This window comes from Pirellulales bacterium, assembly GCA_019694455.1.
In the GTDB taxonomy this organism is placed as follows: domain Bacteria; phylum Planctomycetota; class Planctomycetia; order Pirellulales; family JAEUIK01; genus JAIBBY01.
Window position 1 is genome coordinate 19,301 of the sequence record JAIBBY010000014.1, and the last position, 16,368, is coordinate 35,668.

General features: G+C 62.7%; 8 protein-coding genes and 2 tRNA genes. 3 read left to right on the forward strand and 7 right to left on the reverse strand.

The window, feature by feature from the left end; translation table 11 throughout:
• Positions 1-224: 224 nt before the first annotated feature.
• Positions 225-1,424, reverse strand: a complete 1,200-nt coding sequence (locus K1X71_07725; protein MBX7073024.1) for a pyridoxal phosphate-dependent aminotransferase — start codon at positions 1,422-1,424, stop codon at positions 225-227.
• A gap of 176 nt (positions 1,425-1,600) precedes the next feature.
• A tRNA-Leu gene (locus K1X71_07730) sits at positions 1,601-1,686 on the reverse strand.
• A 203-nt stretch (positions 1,687-1,889) separates the two neighbouring features.
• Here K1X71_07730 and K1X71_07735 point away from each other — a divergent pair.
• Complete coding sequence (locus K1X71_07735) at positions 1,890-4,286, forward strand: hypothetical protein (protein MBX7073025.1); 2,397 nt, start codon at positions 1,890-1,892, stop codon at positions 4,284-4,286.
• On the opposite strand, the gene K1X71_07740 is transcribed toward K1X71_07735, so the two are convergent.
• From K1X71_07740 to K1X71_07755, 4 genes are all read right to left on the reverse strand, one after another.
• Entirely contained in the window at positions 4,283-5,515 is a 1,233-nt protein-coding gene (locus tag K1X71_07740; GenBank protein MBX7073026.1) for a hypothetical protein, read from the reverse strand. The genes K1X71_07735 and K1X71_07740 overlap by 4 nt on opposite strands.
• 108 nt (positions 5,516-5,623) lie before the next feature.
• Positions 5,624-5,818 carry a hypothetical protein gene (locus K1X71_07745; protein MBX7073027.1) on the reverse strand — a complete coding sequence of 65 codons (195 nt, stop codon included), beginning with the start codon at positions 5,816-5,818 and terminating at the stop codon, positions 5,624-5,626.
• An 80-nt stretch (positions 5,819-5,898) separates the two neighbouring features.
• Positions 5,899-6,072, reverse strand: coding sequence for a hypothetical protein (locus tag K1X71_07750; protein ID MBX7073028.1), 174 nt, complete (start codon positions 6,070-6,072; stop codon positions 5,899-5,901).
• A 413-nt stretch (positions 6,073-6,485) separates the two neighbouring features.
• Complete coding sequence (locus K1X71_07755; protein ID MBX7073029.1) at positions 6,486-8,165, reverse strand: squalene--hopene cyclase; 1,680 nt, start codon at positions 8,163-8,165, stop codon at positions 6,486-6,488.
• Between the two features lie 254 nt (positions 8,166-8,419).
• Between K1X71_07755 and K1X71_07760 the strand changes: the two genes are divergently transcribed.
• Together K1X71_07760 and K1X71_07765 are read left to right on the forward strand one after the other, a co-directional pair.
• A tRNA-Met gene (locus K1X71_07760) sits at positions 8,420-8,493 on the forward strand.
• 373 nt (positions 8,494-8,866) lie between these two features.
• Positions 8,867-9,169, forward strand: a complete 303-nt coding sequence (locus tag K1X71_07765) for a helix-turn-helix domain-containing protein (GenBank protein ID MBX7073030.1) — start codon at positions 8,867-8,869, stop codon at positions 9,167-9,169.
• 120 nt (positions 9,170-9,289) lie between these two features.
• On the opposite strand, the gene K1X71_07770 is transcribed toward K1X71_07765, so the two are convergent.
• The gene (locus tag K1X71_07770; GenBank protein ID MBX7073031.1) at positions 9,290-16,285 is read right to left on the reverse strand and encodes an SUMF1/EgtB/PvdO family nonheme iron enzyme; all 6,996 of its coding nucleotides are present in this window, start codon (positions 16,283-16,285) and stop codon (positions 9,290-9,292) included.
• Between the last annotated feature and the right edge of the window lie 83 nt (positions 16,286-16,368).

The following is a 16,368-nucleotide window of genomic DNA, read 5'->3' on the forward strand; positions in this document are numbered from 1 at the left end:
ATCCAAGAGATCGAACTGCAAAGCCACTCGCCCTCTATCCTATTCTAGTCCAGTTTGCGCAATGTGACGGAAAAACCCGCGCGATCATTCCAGCGGCTTCGTTACGATCGGCCATCCGGATGCGGACAATCCAATGACCATTTCGCAATCATCGCGCGCCGGGTGCTACGCTGGCGCGATGGCGGCAGCGATGCTGGCGCTGGGCGCGACAGTTGCGCGGCGCGCTACTTCGCGCTCTTCAAAAAGCCCTCGATGCGGTCGAAACCCGCTTCGAGCACCGGCAAACCGGTGGCGAACGACACGCGGGCGTACCCCTCGGCGCCAAACGACGAGCCCATCACCGTCGCCACGTTTTGTTCTTCCAACAACGTAAGACACCACTGGGCCGAGTCGTTGACCCGCTTCCCGCCGTAATCGCGCCCCAGATACGCTTTGATATTCATGAAGGCGTAGAACGCGCCCGCTATGTCGGGACAAGAGACATCGGGCAGTTGGGCGATTCGCGCGCGAACGTAATCGCGTCGCTCGGCGAAATGTTGCAGCATTTCGGCCACGCAATCCTGCGGCCCTTCCAGCGCCGCCAGCGCGGCGTACTGGCTGACACTGCACGGATTCGACGTTTCCTGACTTTGCAGATTGGCCATCGCCTCGGCGATGTTGGCTGGCGACAATGTCCAGCCAATGCGCCAACCCGTCATGGCAAACGTCTTGCTCACGCCGTTCACCAAGATCGTGCGTTCCGCCAGTCCCGGCCGTACGGTGGCAAAGCTCGCAAACCGGTTTTGACCGTAGATCAGCCGTTCATAAATCTCGTCGGCCAGCACCAACAGGTTCTTTTCGATCACCACGTCGGCCAGCGCCGCCAACTCCTCGGGCGAGTACATTGTGCCGGTCGGGTTCGATGGCGAACAGAGCAGCAGCATCTTCGATTTGGGGCCAATCGCGGCGCGCAGTTGCGCCGGCGAGAGCTTGAAGTCTTGCGACTCCTCGGTGCTGACGATCACCGGCCGCGCGCCGGTCAGCTTGACCAGTTCGGAGTAGCTGACCCAATAGGGCGCCGGAATGATCACCTCATCGCCCGGGTTGAGCACCGCGGTGAAAACGTTGTGCAGCGAGTGCTTCGCCCCGTTGGAAACGACCACCTGGTTCGGTTTGTACTCCAAGCCGTGGGTGGCCTGATACTGCTTGACCACGGCCGCCTTTAGCTCCGGAATGCCGCTGGCCACCGTGTAATGCGTCTGGCCGTCGCGCATCGCCTTGGCTGCCGCGTCGCAAATATGCGCTGGCGTGTTGAAGTCGGGCTCTCCCACGCTGAAGTCGTAGACCGTCTTGCCGGCCGCTTTCAACGCCTTGGCCTTGGCCGCCATGGCCAACGTGGCCGATGGCTCCAACGCTTGGACCAGCTTGGATACGGTCATCGACATCGTGCAGAACCTCCAGGGGCAGGCGGCAGGGGGGCGGGAAACAGGGCTTTATACCACGAGACAGCCGCCCCTTGCAGGTGGTTCAGAGCCGCTGAACGGATGTCGCTTCACCATGCCGCAGGCGCAATCAACTCGCCTGTGCGCAGGCGATGAATGTATCGCCAGAAGCCCCAAAGTAGCCGAGGCGGGGATCGAACCCGCACGGGGGTAACCCCCCACAGGATTTTAAGTCCTGTGCGTCTGCCTATTCCGCCACTCGGCCAACGGTGTGACAGTCACTATCGTACCCGTCGGCCGCCACGTTCTGTAGGTCACCGCCGCCACTCGGTTTGACACCCTGCGCGGCGGCTGTTTTGATGAAACCCCGCAGCCGCCAAGTCATCGTTCTGCCATGTCCGATCTGCCGGCCGACCGCCTGCAGCGCGCCACGATCGAAAGCGTTGCTCGCGGGCCTGGAAATCGCACTTGAAGCAAGCCAAAAAACCATCCTCGACTGCGATCACCCGTTTGCCCGGCGGACGCTGGCACTGGACGTTATTGGCGGTTTCGATTTTTTTGGCGATGGTCGTTTGGCGCTGGCAAACGCTCACGTGGCCGCCGTTCGACGACAACGCGGTCGGACTCTGGAGCGAAGCCAACTGGCTGGCCGAGAACCAGTTCAACTATCTGCGGCTGCGCTACGAGGTGCCCCACATGCTGGAGCAGCCTGGTTCTGCCCGCAGTTACATGATTAGCGTGCAGCCCACGCTGCTGGCGTTGGCCATAAGGCTGTTGCCGTCGGTCGGCGCCGTGGTCGTGGCGCAGCACCTGTTGGCGCTTTTTTACACAGCGATGATCGCGCTTCTGGTCTATGCGCTACTATGCGACCTGGTCGATCGCCTGGTCGCGGCGCTGGCTGCCCTGGTCGTCGTCACCTGCCCGCTCTTGGCGGCTCAGACCGACCTCGGCGGAATGGATTTGCCAATGGCCGCCGCGGCGCTCGGGGCGGCGCTGTGCGTTAAGCGGGGACGCCCCCGTTGGGCGATTGCCTGGAGCGCCGTCGCGTTTCTGTTCAAGGCCACCGCCATTGTGGTGGGCGCCGCGCTGGTGATTTGGCTTGCCGTGGCGGCGCTTGCAGAGCAGCGGCGCGGCGGCAAGTGGCTTAGCGCGCCAACTCGCAATGCGCTGCTGGCGATCGTCATCCTGGCCCTGCAACTGGCGCTGATGAAATGGGCCTCCGACGTGCCAATTCCTTGGTCGTTGACCAATTCTCCCTTCTTGCGAATCACCATCTTGCCGTGGACCAATCCCGATTTGTTGGCGCTATTGGTCGCGGTGGCCGCTGTGGTCGGTTGGGTATGGGCGCGCGGGCGCGGCGCCACGACGCTCTCCAGTTCGTCCGTCAATCTGCTGGCCTTTACCGCGCTGACGCTGCTGCTGCTTATTGTGGCGCTGACTGTGGCGATCTATGTGCCGCGCTATCTGGTGCTGGCGGTCCCGCTGGTGTGGCTGGTGCTGATCTTGGCGCTGCATGGATTAGGCGTCACCACGCGCTGGCTGCGCGTGGTGCTGTTGGCGGCGCTGGCGATCAATCTGGTCAACAGCCACGGCGCGCTCTATCCCAAATTGCCGTGGCGCTATCCCTTCCTCTGGGAACGCAGCCGTGAGTACCAACGACTGGCAGGCGCCTGGCGCGACGCCGTCGCGCTGCTCGAAGCTAAGTATCACGACGAACTGATCTTCTACGACTGGCCCGCCAATTTCTATTTTGATCCTCGCTACGGTTATCTCCAAGAGCGACTCCCGAACGCCTATCACATCACCGATCGCCCTTTCGACACCACCTCGTTCGATCGGCTGGTCCGCCGTTATCGAAACGAACATCAGACCGCTGGGCCACTCTTTGTGTACGCCAACAATCGCCCCTATGGCGGTCCGCTCACTCCTCCGCCCGACGCGAACAGCCAGCAACTCTACGGCGACGGCCTCCCCTCTCCGCTCGTTGTTTATCGCCAGCCATGGAACGACACGGCGCCGTCGCACGCGCTCGGCGTGTGGTACTTTCACGCGCTACGCGATATCGAACCGCGCGGCAGCCTGTCGCTGGCCCGCCTGCTCGCCTCGGCCGGACAATGGGACGCTGGCATCGAGCAAGCGCAACGAGAAGTGACAAACAATCCCGACGACCGGGGCGCGCGGCGCACCTTGGCCGCGCTGCAACTTCTACATGGCTGGCACGATCAAGCGCTGGCCACCATTACAGCGGCGCCCCCCGCTGCGCCGGCCAGCGTCGACGCGCAACTCGCCGGCGAGGCCCTGTGGGGACTCAAACGCGAGGCCGAAGCCGCGCGGCAATGGAAACAAGCCGTCGAACTGGATGGCCGCAACACCGAGGCGCGGCTGAAACTGGCCGAATGGCAATTGCGAAACGAGCGGCCCGCGCTGGCGCTCGCGCAGTTGCAAGCGGCGCGAGCCATGGAGCCGCGGAATCACGATGTGTCGCCGCTGTTGGCGGTGGCCCTGGCCGACACCGGCCGCCCCTGCGAGGCAATCCCGATCTTGGAAGCGCATCTTCACGAACGTCCAGACGATCTGCGGTCGGCCATCACGCTGGCGCGGCTTTGGGCGACGTCGACCGACGCCGGTTGCCGTGATCCGCAAAAAGCGGTCGCGCTGGCCGAACAGCTTTGCCAACAAACCATGCGCCGCAGTCCCGCCTGTTGGGAAGTGCTCAGCATCGCCAGTCAGGCCGCCGGCCAACGAGAGGCGGCGCTTGCGGCCATCGACGAGGCGATTACGATCTGCGATTCCAAGGCCGATCCGGCGCTGGCCGAGCGGTTGCGACAACAGCGCGCAAGTCTTGCTGACTCGGCTGGCGACTAGCGCCCCTTGGCCGCTCTGATCTTGAGCGTCACCGAACCGTGATTGTCGGCCAGGCTGCCCCAACCATCCTGGCAGCGCACATACAATCGACCCGGATGCGGCGCCTCGATTTCCCCTTCGTCCCCTAGCTCAAATGGCTCGCTCAACTCAAAGTCGCGAAACCAAACGCCGATCAGTTTGCCGGCGCCTTCCTGGTTCCCCGCCGCCGTCAAATCCGTCCCCTCCTTCTCCAGGCGCCACTCGCCCGTGGTCGTGAATTGCAAGACATCTCCCTCGGCAACTTCCACGCGCGTGGGTTGCCATCCCCGCTCGGCATGGACCTTGACACTGATCGGCCGGCTATGCGGACGCGAGAAGCGCTTGTTCCAATCCCAACTGCAAAGATCGGCCCGGTATCCCGGTTCGACGTTGCGCACAAACTCCAGATATTCGAACGAGATCTCGTTCGACATCGAGCCATACGCGTCCTCAAAGCGCGTGGGCTGCCGGTTGAGCAATGCCAACCCCAGCGGGCGGAAACGGTCCGAGTAATTGGTGTTGTTGGCCAACAGGTGGCACAGCGCCCAGCGCCAGGCGTAGTTCTGCCACGAGTCGCCGCTCAACTCGCGGGCGTTGACAATCTCGTTGAGGCTCTTGGGATCGCTCTCGCGCAAGTATTGCAATATCTGCGGTTCAACCTGCACGCTGGGATCGTTGGCCCGCCAGTAGTTGCCCATCTCGGCCATGCCTTCGCTGTACCACGTCGGGCCGACATCGCCAAAGGTCTGCGCGCAATAGGCATGCACCGCCTCGTGTTGCGGCGTGCCGTGATCGGCCACCGCGTACACGACCGACTTGGCCAGATAGCGGTTGCCGCGCACCAGCTTGCGCGAGATGGTGACCCCCGCGCCGTGCTCGATCTTTTCGCGCCCCTCGGCTTCGAGCGAATTGGCCGGCCAATTTTTCACATCGCGCACAACGTAACATTCGATGATGCCCGACAGCGGCCGCCCCCAATAGTTGGAGATCAGGCCGAGCATGGTCTCCAGGCGATCAAGCAGCGCGCGCGCCTCGCGCGGCGCGAGATCGGTGTGAACCAAGAAGTGCTGGCTTTGATAATCGGCCGGCGCGGCCGGCGCCTGATCGTCGTCGCCCTTCGGCTCCTTGGCGTGCGAGCTGGCTGTAGCCAAGATGCCAGCCAAGACCATCGCCGTCACCCCCAGAATCATCAGCCAGCGGCGCGGTTGCATGCCAGTTCAATGTCTTGGAGCCAGTGAATCCGCGGCGCGCCCCAACGCGGCCGCGATACAGCGCATTCTAATTGCCTGTCGCAGCCAGGGGCCAAAAAAATCGATCGCTCACCGCCGCCGGCGCGACTGGTTGCCGTCGCACACAAAGCAGCCCACGCTGGCGCCGAGCGACACGAAGGCGATCACCCCCATCGGGTTCATGGTCTCTTGCCCCTGCTGCGATGGCTGAACGAAATACAGCATTATCCCCAATAGCAGGCCGATGATCGTGGTCCAGGCAATCGTCTGATGATGCGGCTTCATCGAGCGGCGTCCCTTTCAAGTTGTGTCGCAAATCAGGCGGCGACTAGCGCTGGCGACCGAAAGAACTGTTCAGCCGACTGCTAATTGCGGCTGACGTAGTAATATTGCGACAACCGTAAACGCGGCCGCGCGGCGGGCGCCACGGCAATGCGGCGCGGGCGGCCGACTGGTCGCGACGCGCGTGCTCCCTGAGTGGCGCGACCTAAAGCGGCGATCGCGATCAGGCCACTGACAAAGCCAAGCAGAAACCGCATCATGGGCTCCTTCAAGCAGATGACCGCGCCCGCTCGGCGGCGCGCGGATAGGCAGGCAACGGTGGGTACGAGGGGCGGAAACTATCGACTGCTTCGGCACGCGGCGGGCAGAAACATCATGCGATGCGCGCCATAGCGCTCCGCATAGCTGGCCACACCAGAAACCCGATGGGTCAGAGAATTTATGCCGGCGTCTGGTCGCTGGCCAGTCTCTGCCATAGAGCCCTAGCGCGCCCGCGCCACCTTGGCCAAGGCGTCGTTACGAATCTTTCAAAAACACGCGCGGCAAGTCAAGCAACTTTGGAGATTTCTATCGAGAAGCTCACCGCGCAAATTCAAGAAGCAAACTAGTTGTTCCCAATCCATTGGGGGGCGACTCGCGCTTCGTATCGCGCCAGCAGCCAGCGCGCGCACTACGGCGAAATGGCAGCCGGCTTCGAAGACTTCTCGTTGTGCGCCGTGGCGTACAGCGGCAGGTGGCGATAGTACACTTCGAGAATGTAGATCGAGAGGCACGTCACATAGAGCCGGCCGCCGTGATAGCCCCACTGATCCGCCTTGCCCCCTGTGGGATGCCAGCTACCCATCTCCGGTCCCTTCTTTTCCTGCTTGTTCGGCAGGATCTCGCGCATCAGGTGATTCCATGTGTGCCAGCGGTCGTCGTCGAGATTGTGCAGCACCTGCGTCGCGTAGTACCAGTAATACACGTCGCGGCTGTCCCAGTCGGGCAGGTTCTCCTTCACCACCAGAAAGTCGGCGCCAAGATTCAGCCGTTGGTCATTGCGGTCCCAGCCGAGCCACTGCCGACACAGCAACCCCTCGGCCGTCATCGAGCGCTTGACCTCGCCCCCCGCCAGATAGGCGTAGCGGCTGCCACCTTCGTAGGCCACGCTCTCCAAAAACTGATTGATCATGGCCCATACCGGGCTGGGGATCTCGAGTCCTCCCATCTTCGCGCTTTGCAGCGCCATCACAAACCAGCCCGTCACCGAGGTGTCGCTGTCTTCACCCGGAATGTAGCGCCAGCCCCCTTTTCGTTTGTCTTGCGCGCTGAGGCAATACTGAATGGCCCGCTGCGCCGGTTCGCGCAGTCTGGAGTCTTGCGACATGGCGAACAACTCGCAAACCGCGATGGTGCATTGCGCCTGACTGTATAGCCCGCTATGCAGCGGCCCCTTGTGAAAGAAGTTGCCGTGCTCGTCTTGCAACCGCAACAGAAAGTCGATGCCCTTCTCGACGTGGTTCTTGTACTTCCCTTTTTCGTGCGTGTTGCCCGCGCCCTGAAACGCCAAAAGCGCCATGGCCGTGGCCGCCGCCACGTTTTCAAATTGCGAGCCGTCGCTGTACGGACCTTGCAAACTCCAAGAGCCATCGGAGCGCTGATGATTGGCCAGCCATGCCAGGCCCGCCGCCACCGCGGCCTCGGTCTTGCCGGTGCCGCCATAGGTGCCGATCAGCGCGCGGCGCGTCCCTTCTTCGCGCCCCGAGAGCGCGTTGCCAATCGCAGGCGCGTCGACCTTGCTGCTCGCGAACAGCCCCCCCGGACCAATCTCCAGGTCCGGAGGCGCGGCGAACGGGTCGTCCACCGGAGTCAAGTTCTCCGGGTTGATCACGTCGATCGCCTCGCCGGTGTCGACCCCCAATTGCGCGTCGTCCAGGTTCAACTCTTCTGGCGGCTCGTTGATCGGTTCGTCGATGTTGAGCACCTCCAAGCTCACCAGCTTGGGCAGTTCCACCGGCAAGAACCACAATCCCAAAATGATCACCAGCAGCATGTGAACCAGCAGGCTCACCAGCCACGGGGGCGCGTTCTTGATCGCCAGTTCTTTGAGGTTGTTCTCTTCGTGCTCGCCGGTCGATTCAGGCGTCGGCGCCGCGCTTTGTGGCGCGCCTGCGCGCGCAGCGCCATCCGGCGGACTCGGCAGCGGTTCCGTGCCAGGAGCTACCGGCATCCGCCAGCGCGCTTTGCCGCTGGCATCGGTCGGAGGCGGTGGCGGCAGCGGCGCGGATACGGGCTTGCCCGGCGGCAACGGGACCGGCGGTTCGGTCGGCGGGCCAATCGAAGGTGATAGTTCAGAATCCTGCGGCGACATGTCCCTTGGTGGCGCCGGTGCGCAATTGCCGAGCGATGAGGGGAAGGTGCGAAAGGACTCTTCCAGTCTAGCTGTCTGGCGCCGGCGGGAGAATCAATCAGCGGCGGAATTCGCTCGCATGGCATCGCCCATATTGCCGTAACAGGCCGCTTTGCCCGCACAAGCGGCCTTGGCGTCTGGCGAGTCGCGTCAAGATCGCGATCGTCCTCCCCTCGACACCCGCGCGGCAACTTATACAATGCAGGGACACATGACGCGGGGTGGAGCAGTCCGGTAGCTCGCGAGGCTCATAACCTCGAGGTCGCAGGTTCGAATCCTGTCCCCGCCACTTGTTTGAGCGGTAGCGAAAAGTCGCTACCCTCGGGTTATACGAAAGGCCAGCGTTCTCAGACGCTGGCCTTTCTGCGTTCTATTGCCAGTTCTGGCCACGAGTTCCGACCTCGCCAGAAGTCTCAAAGTCTCACGATCTGGCCGACGCGCGCTGAGCCGGATCGCACTTCTCCCGACCATTTGTAGCTCAATCTGGATCGAAAGTCTCGGCAGTCTCTCTATCTCTGTTCGCTCGGGTTAACGGCTGTTGTCATCGTTCAGGATTTCGGCTGGCGGAATTCGTTCATTGCATGCACTGCAAGATTTCACGTCCGCGAGCCTGTCATCCATTTGGCACTCACGGTGAACGGTTGCTAGGGCTGAAGGGAACGATGTCGGAGGCCGAACTGCACATGCTCCAACAGCGCAGCCGATGCGGCCTGACCAGCGTCCGCCGTGGTGCAAGCAATGACCAGTTGGCGCTGAGAGAGGATGAGTGGTTCGTCCCCGACCTCGCACGGGAACTCGGAGTTCGCCCGCACCGCATCTACGCTTGGATACGCAACGGTAGACTGCCCGCACGGCAAGTGGACGGCACCGACGGACGCTGGATCGTCCGCGCCGATGCTGCTCTACTTGAAAGCCTAGAAGCTGCTGCGAACGACGTTATCGCTCAAGGAAGCAAAAGTGCCTGATCGATCATCACGCTGCCAGCAAAGTCGCTTCGCGCGAGTGTGACAAGAGGTGTCTTGTGAAGAACCGTCGTCGAAACAATACGCGCTTCTCAGAGGCGCGGCGGGCCTCCGCAGGATTGCCTAAGCTCCGCAGGTTCGTCGTGGTTTGCGGCGAACATAGGCAAAGATTCCGAGAACGCCCAGCCCGGCCAGCGCCATCGTCGATGGCTCGGGGACGGTGGCGACGCGGAAGCCGAGAGCGCTGACTTCGATCGTCGGGCTGTTGACGATCCAGTTCGAGGCCATCAGGAAGTTCGAGCTGGTGTCCAACGCACCACCCCGCAAGCTCCGAGACGAGCCGCCGATGAGCGGATCGGTCCATTCAAAGACGTTGCCCCCTTGGTCGAACGTACCGTAGTAGCTTTCACTCAAGGGTCCAGCACTAGCCACGGTCGTCACGTTGCCGTTCTCGCTGTTCCAGTCGGCGCCAAAAAGGTAGTTGGCGACGTTCGTTCCTGGGTTGCTGATGCCGCCCGTGCTGTTGGCCGTGGCAACCGTGGGCACTGAGTTGCTCTGTGTGGGGTAGTCCCAGTAATCGCCGCTGCCGCTCGCGAGCGTAGGGTCGTAGTACGCCGCCTTGTACCATTCGTCCTCACTCGTCAGGAACCAGATCGCGCCTGAGTCGCGCGTAATCGAGGTGCCATTGCTCGGCGTGGGCGTTCCGCCCAACACCGTGTAGGCACCCGTCTCCGTGTCCCCCAAGCCTTGTCCATTGTGCAGCCAGTTGGCAAAACGGATGGCGTCGTACCAGTTAACGTAGTTGACTGGCTTGTTGCCCATGTTCGTCTTCGTGGTGTACGTGTAGCTGCCGGAGACCCCGCTGCGCGCGATCCCCCCACGGGCGCTGCTACCCATGTTCGTGTTGTAAAGGGCCAACGGATCGCTGGCCGCTTTGAAATTCAAGAACTCGGCGTACTGGGCGTTGGTCACTTCAGTCGTGCCGATGCGGTAGTTGTAGGCGACCGAGCCATAGCCTGTTGTGTCGGCAGCATTTCCCGCATTGCCGACCGGCACGGTGGGAATGGTGATGGCATAGAGGTTGGTGCCGCCCAGCAGGGCGAATGTGATCAAGACCGCTGCCGCGCTCACAGCACGACGCCGGCGCCGCACGATAAAAAGGCCCGCGACTCCCAGCGCCGCCAGGGCGAACGTCGACGGCTCGGGGACCATGGCGATGCGGAAACCGACGTGCGCTTGCTCGACCGCCGGAAGACTGATGCCTTGGTTGGGCAGCAGGTCGCCAGCGGTAAAGCTGGCCCAGGAGCCTCCGCGCTGACCCCGAAACGAGCCACTGATGACGGCTTCGTTCCACTCCACAACATTGCCCGCCTGGTCATTGGTGCCGTAATAGCTCTGACTCAAGGGGCCGGCGCTGCCCACGGTCGTGATGTTGGCGAAGCCGTTCCAGTTGGCCCCAAAAGCGAAGTTCGCGATATTGGCGCCGGGGTTGGAGATACCGCCCACACTGTCGGCCGTGGCCGGTGTCGGCGCCGTGTTGCTCTTTGTCGGCCAGGCCCAGTACCCGCCGCTGCCGCCGGAAAGCGTTGGATCGTAGAGAGCCGCCTTGTACCATTCGTTTTCGCTCGGCAAAAACCAGGCCGCGCCAGAATTGCGGACGATGCTCATTCCGTTGGTTGGCGTGGGCGTGCCACCCAGGAGCGTATAGGCGCCGGTCTCCGTACCGCCGCTTCCCTGTCCGTTGTGCAGCCAGTTGGCAAAGCGAATCGCGTCGTACCAGCTTACAAAGGTGACCGGCTTGTCACCCATGTTCGCCTTGGGTGAATAGGTGTAGCTGCCGCTAGCGCCGCTGCGCGCGATTCCGCCGCGGGGGTCGCTGTCCATGTTCGTGCTGTAGAGGGACAGTGGGTCGTTGGCAGCCTTGGCGTTCAAGAATGCCGCGTACTGGGCATTAGTCACTTCGGTCGCGCCGATGCGGTAGTCGTAAGCGACCGCGCCAAAGATTCCTTGGTGGTGAACCTGTCCGGCATTCCCCGGATTGCCGACGGGCACGGTAGGGATCGTGACGGCGTAGAGATTGGTGCCGCCCAGCAGGCTGAAGGTGATCAACGCCGCTGCCGCGCGTGTAGCGCGACAACGTCGTCGCACGATGAACAATCCGACAACGCCCAGCGCCGCTAGCGCGAACGTCGACGGCTCAGGGACGGTCGCCACGCGGATGCCGACAGAGTCGATCTCGACGACGGGTTGAGGCCGAGCCGGGAGGATCGAGGCGGCCAGGCTGCTCAAGGGGTCGCGAAACGCCCCCCCCCGCAAGCCCCGAAACGACCCGGCGATCAAGGCTTCGTTCCACTCCCACACATTACCAGCTTGGTCCGCCGTTCCATAGAAACTGTTGCTCAAGGGGCCAGCGCTGCCGACGGTGGTCACGTTGCCGTCCAGGCTGTTCCAATCGGCGCCTGAAAGGTAATTGGCGACGTTCGCGCCCGGGTTGCTGATGCCGCCCGTGCTGCTGGCCGTGGCAATCGTGGGTGCGGTGTTGCTGGCCGTGGGATACAGCCAGTAGTTATCGCTGTCGCCCCCTTGCGCGGCCGGCTGATAGTAGGCCGCCTTGTACCATTCGTCCTCGCTGGTCAGGAACCAGGTCGCGCCCAGGTTGCGCGTGATGCTCAGGCCGTTACTCGGCGTCGGCGTGCCGCCCAACAGCGTGTAGGCGCCCGTCTCCGTGTCCCCCAAGCCCTGGCCGTTGTGCAGCCAATTGGCAAAGCGGATCGCGTCGTACCAACTCACGTAGTTGACCGGTTTGTCGGCCATGTTTGTCTTGGTGGCGTAGCTAAAACTGCCGCTGACGCCACTTTGCGTGATCCCGCCGCGCGCGTCGCTGCCCATGTTCGTGTTGTAAAGGGCCAGTGGGTCGCTGGCGGCCTTGAAGTTCAGGAACTCGGCGTACTGAGCGTTGGTCACTTCGGTCGTGCCGATGCGGTAGTTGTAGGCGACGGCGCCATAGCCGGTCGTGTCCGCTGAATTCCCCGCGTTGCCCACCGGCACGGTGGGGATGGTCACAGCGTAGAGATTCGTGCCGCCAAGCAGGCTGAAGGTGATCAACGCCGCCGCCACGCGTGTAGCGCGACAACGTCGTCGCACGATGAAAAGGCCCGCGATGCCGAGCGCAGCCAGCGCGAACGTCGACGGCTCGGGGACGGTTGCCACGCGGAAGCCAAAGTAGCTGACGTTGGCCGACGGAATTCCATAATCGCGCCAAGCGGCGCCGGTGTGTTGAAAAAACCGCTCCCAACCGCCGCCGCGCACGCCTCGAAACGAGGCACTCCGTTCCGGGACGAATAGCACCGCTTCGTTCCACTCCCACAGGCTGCCACCCTGGTCGAACGTGCCATAGAAACTCGGCGACGACGTGTAGGCCCCAACATCCGTCAAGTAGTTCTGCGTGCTGCTGTAACTCGTTGATCCGGTGACCGCGTACCCATCGTTGTAGCCGCTGGAAAACGGGTCATTCCGTATGAAATTTCCGACTCGTGTGTTGTCGGGCGTGGTGCCTGGCGGCTGATCGGAGTAGGGGATACTGTTCGTGCGCATGGGAAAGTCCCAATAGCTGCTGCTGTCTCCACCTTGTGCGGCAGGTTGGTGATAGGCTGCCTTGTACCATTCGTTTTCGGTTGGCAGGAACCATTGCGCGCCGGGATTGCGCGTGACGTTCAACAGGGCCGCATCGCTGGTAGCGCCGTTCAGCGTGTACGCGCCACCCTCGGTCGTGCCGGCAGTTTGAGGCCCGACGGGCTGTCCGTTGTGCAGCCAATTGGCAAAGCGGGCCGCATCTCCCCAACTCACATAACTGATCGGACGGCTCGTGGATCCGATCGCGCTGTACGTGTAACTGCCTGGTGCGCCGCTACGCGCAATGCCTGTGATGTTCAAGTCCGTGGCCATGGATGTGTCGTAGAGCGCGTACGTATCAGTAGCTGCAACGGCGTTGAGAAACGCGGTGTACTGGCCGACCGTGACTTCCGTGGTGCCGATGCGGTAGTCGTATGCCACCGCTCCATAGCCGGTCGTTACATCGGTCGACATGATCTGCGTGTCGCCGGCATTCCCCGCATTGCCGACCGGCACGGTGGGGATCGTGACGGCGTAGAGGTGCGTGCTGCCCAGCAGGGCGAACGTGATCAACACCGCTGCCGCGCTCGTAGCGCGACGCCGCCATCGCACGAGGAACAAACCGACGATCCCCAGCGCCGCCAGCGCGAGTGTCGACGGCTCGGGAACGGGCGAAATGGCAATGAAAAGCGGGCGCCAGATGGGGACGAGAAACACATCGTTCGGCTGCTCGATGAAGTAACTCTCGTAGAACAGCGGCAGCGTGCCGAGGAGTTCACCTGTAGGGCCGTATTCGCGGATAGCAGATTCGAACGGAGACGCCACCCACAGGTTTCCGTTGGGATCAAACGCAAGGCCCCAGAGATCGGTATCCGCGGATGCGAAGATGCCGAGATAAGTTCCGGTCGGGCTGATCTTGTGAATGGCACCTCCGTCCTCCAACACGTCCGACACGTATAAGTTACCGCTGGCGTCGAAAGTCATATCCTCGATGATCCTGTATCCATCATCGAGGACCTTGAATGTGCCGAGGTAGAGGCCCGACGCATCGAATTTCGAGATGACGGACGTCCAATGCACCCCCGCGGCATCGGTATGACTTGATGATGCGTACAGGTTGCCGTCCGGACCCCAAGCGGTCCAACCGTCGAATAAGTTATACTCGTTGAGCATGGGGACGGTCGCGAACGTGCCAAGGTCGGTCCCGGTCGGACCGACCCGATGGATCGTGGTCTCCGATGCGACGTAATACAGGTTGTCGCTGGCATCAATGGCTAGGCGGGGAATCCAGCTCGCGTTGACAGGCACGACGAGCGGTCCCAGATACGCCCCGGTGGGGCCGAATTTTTCAAGCGAATCGGCGCCGCCGAAGACGAACGCATTTCCCATGGAGTCGAAGACCGCTTTTCCTCGTGCCGGGAGATGCTGACTGAGCACAGTTGCACCCAAGTCACCTGTGTGGCCCCCCGAATATTCGCTGGTGACGAAGACTCTGGCGGCGCGTGCCTCGGCACCGGCAAATAGCGTCGCGGCGACCAGCAGTACGGCAAGACTCGCGGCTCGCCGGCGCCGTACGATGAAAAGGCCCGCGACTCCCAGCGCCGCTAGCGCGAGCGTCGAGGGCTCGGGGACGGTTGCCACGCGGAAGCCGATGTAGTTGACTTCGTCCGCCGGGAGGTTGGAGCCGCTGCTCCGGAACGACGCCCGCAGGAAAACCGGGCTGGGCATGCCGAACGCACCGCCCCGCAAGCCCCGAATCGAGCCGCTGATCAGCGCTTCATTCCACTCCCAGACATTGCCGCCCTGGTCCGACGTGCCGTAATAGCTCTCGCTCAGCGGTCCGCCGCTACCCACCGTCGTCACGTTCCCGTTCTGGCTATTCCAGTCCGCGCCTTCCAGATAGTTGGCGACGTTCGTCCCCGGGTTGCGAATGTCGCCCACGCTGTTTGCCGTGGCGACCGTGGGAGCGGTGTTGCTGGCCGTGGGATACAGCCAGTAGTTATCGCTGTCGCCCCCTTGCGCGGCCGGCTGATAGTAGGCCGCCTTGTACCATTCGTCCTCGCTGGTCAGGAACCAGGTCGCGCCCAGGTTGCGCGTGATGCTCAGGCCGTTACTCGGCGTCGGCGTGCCGCCCAACAGCGTGTAGGCGCCCGTCTCCGTGTCCCCCAAGCCCTGGCCGTTGTGCAGCCAATTGGCAAAGCGGATCGCGTCGTACCAACTCACGTAGTTGACCGGTTTGTCGGCCATGTTTGTCTTGGTGGCGTAGCTAAAACTGCCGCTGACGCCACTTTGCGTGATCCCGCCGCGCGCGTCGCTGCCCATGTTCGTGTTGTAAAGGGCCAGTGGGTCGCTGGCGGCCTTGAAGTTCAGGAACTCGGCGTACTGAGCGTTGGTCACTTCGGTCGTGCCGATGCGGTAGTTGTAGGCGACGGCGCCATAGCCGGTCGTGTCCGCTGAATTCCCCGCGTTGCCCACCGGCACGGTGGGGATGGTCACAGCGTAGAGATTCGTGCCGCCAAGCAGGCTGAAGGTGATCAACGCCGCCGCCACGCGTGTAGCGCGACAACGTCGTCGCACGATGAAAAGGCCCGCGATGCCGAGCGCCGCCAGCGCGAGCGTTGACGGCTCGGGGACTGTTGCCACGCGGAACCCGATGCTGAGATTTTCGCTGGCAGGGAAGATGAAGTTGGATTCGTTGAGGAGGCTCGAGGCGGCCAGCGAGCCAGAGCCGAGGAAATACGAACCCCCACGGACGCTGCGAGATTCGTTCCACTCAAAGGCGTTGCCTGCCTGATCGAACGTACCGTACGGGCTGTCAGATAGGGTATAAGCACCTCCAACGGTAAAGCTACCGAGTTGGCCGAATCCGTAGTTGGCCGAGTTGCTCCCTCCGGGCGGACCCTGGGAGACAGGTGCCGTGTCGCTGGCGGTTGGATAGTCGAAGTAGTTGGCTGTCGCGCCGTCGTTCTTGTGATAGGCAGCCTTGTACCATTCGTTCTCGCTCGCCAGGGCCCAGGTGGCGCCGGCATTGCGGGTGATGCTCGGGCCATTGCTGGGAGTCGGAGTTCCGCCCAGGATCGTGTAGGCGCCGGTCTCGGTGTCGCCTGCGCCCTGGCCATTGTGCAGCCAGTTGGCAAAACGGATCGCGTCGTACCAGCTCACGTAGGTGACCGGCATGTCCGCTCGACCCGCGATCGTCGAATAGGTGTAACTGCCGCTCGCGCCGCTGCGAGTGATTCCACCTACGCCGCTGGCCATGGACGTGTTGTAGAGTGCGAGCGGATCGCTGGCGGCCTTGGCATTGAGGAAGGCGGCATACTGGGAGTTAGTCACCTCGTACGTGCCGATGCGGTAGTTGTAGCCGACCGCGCCAAACGTGCCTTGGGATTGCACCTCGCCGGCATTGCCCGCGTTGCCGACTGGCACGGTGGGAATCGTGACGGCCCGCGCGTGGGCGGCAGTGAGCACATGAGCTGTCAGCAGTACCAACCAAGCGAGCCGTTTCATTGCAAATTCTCCCCAGGTGAAAAACCGAGTTCTTCGCGGGCCGGTCGTCGGGACCGACGGACTCCGCCGGGGACTTAACTGCT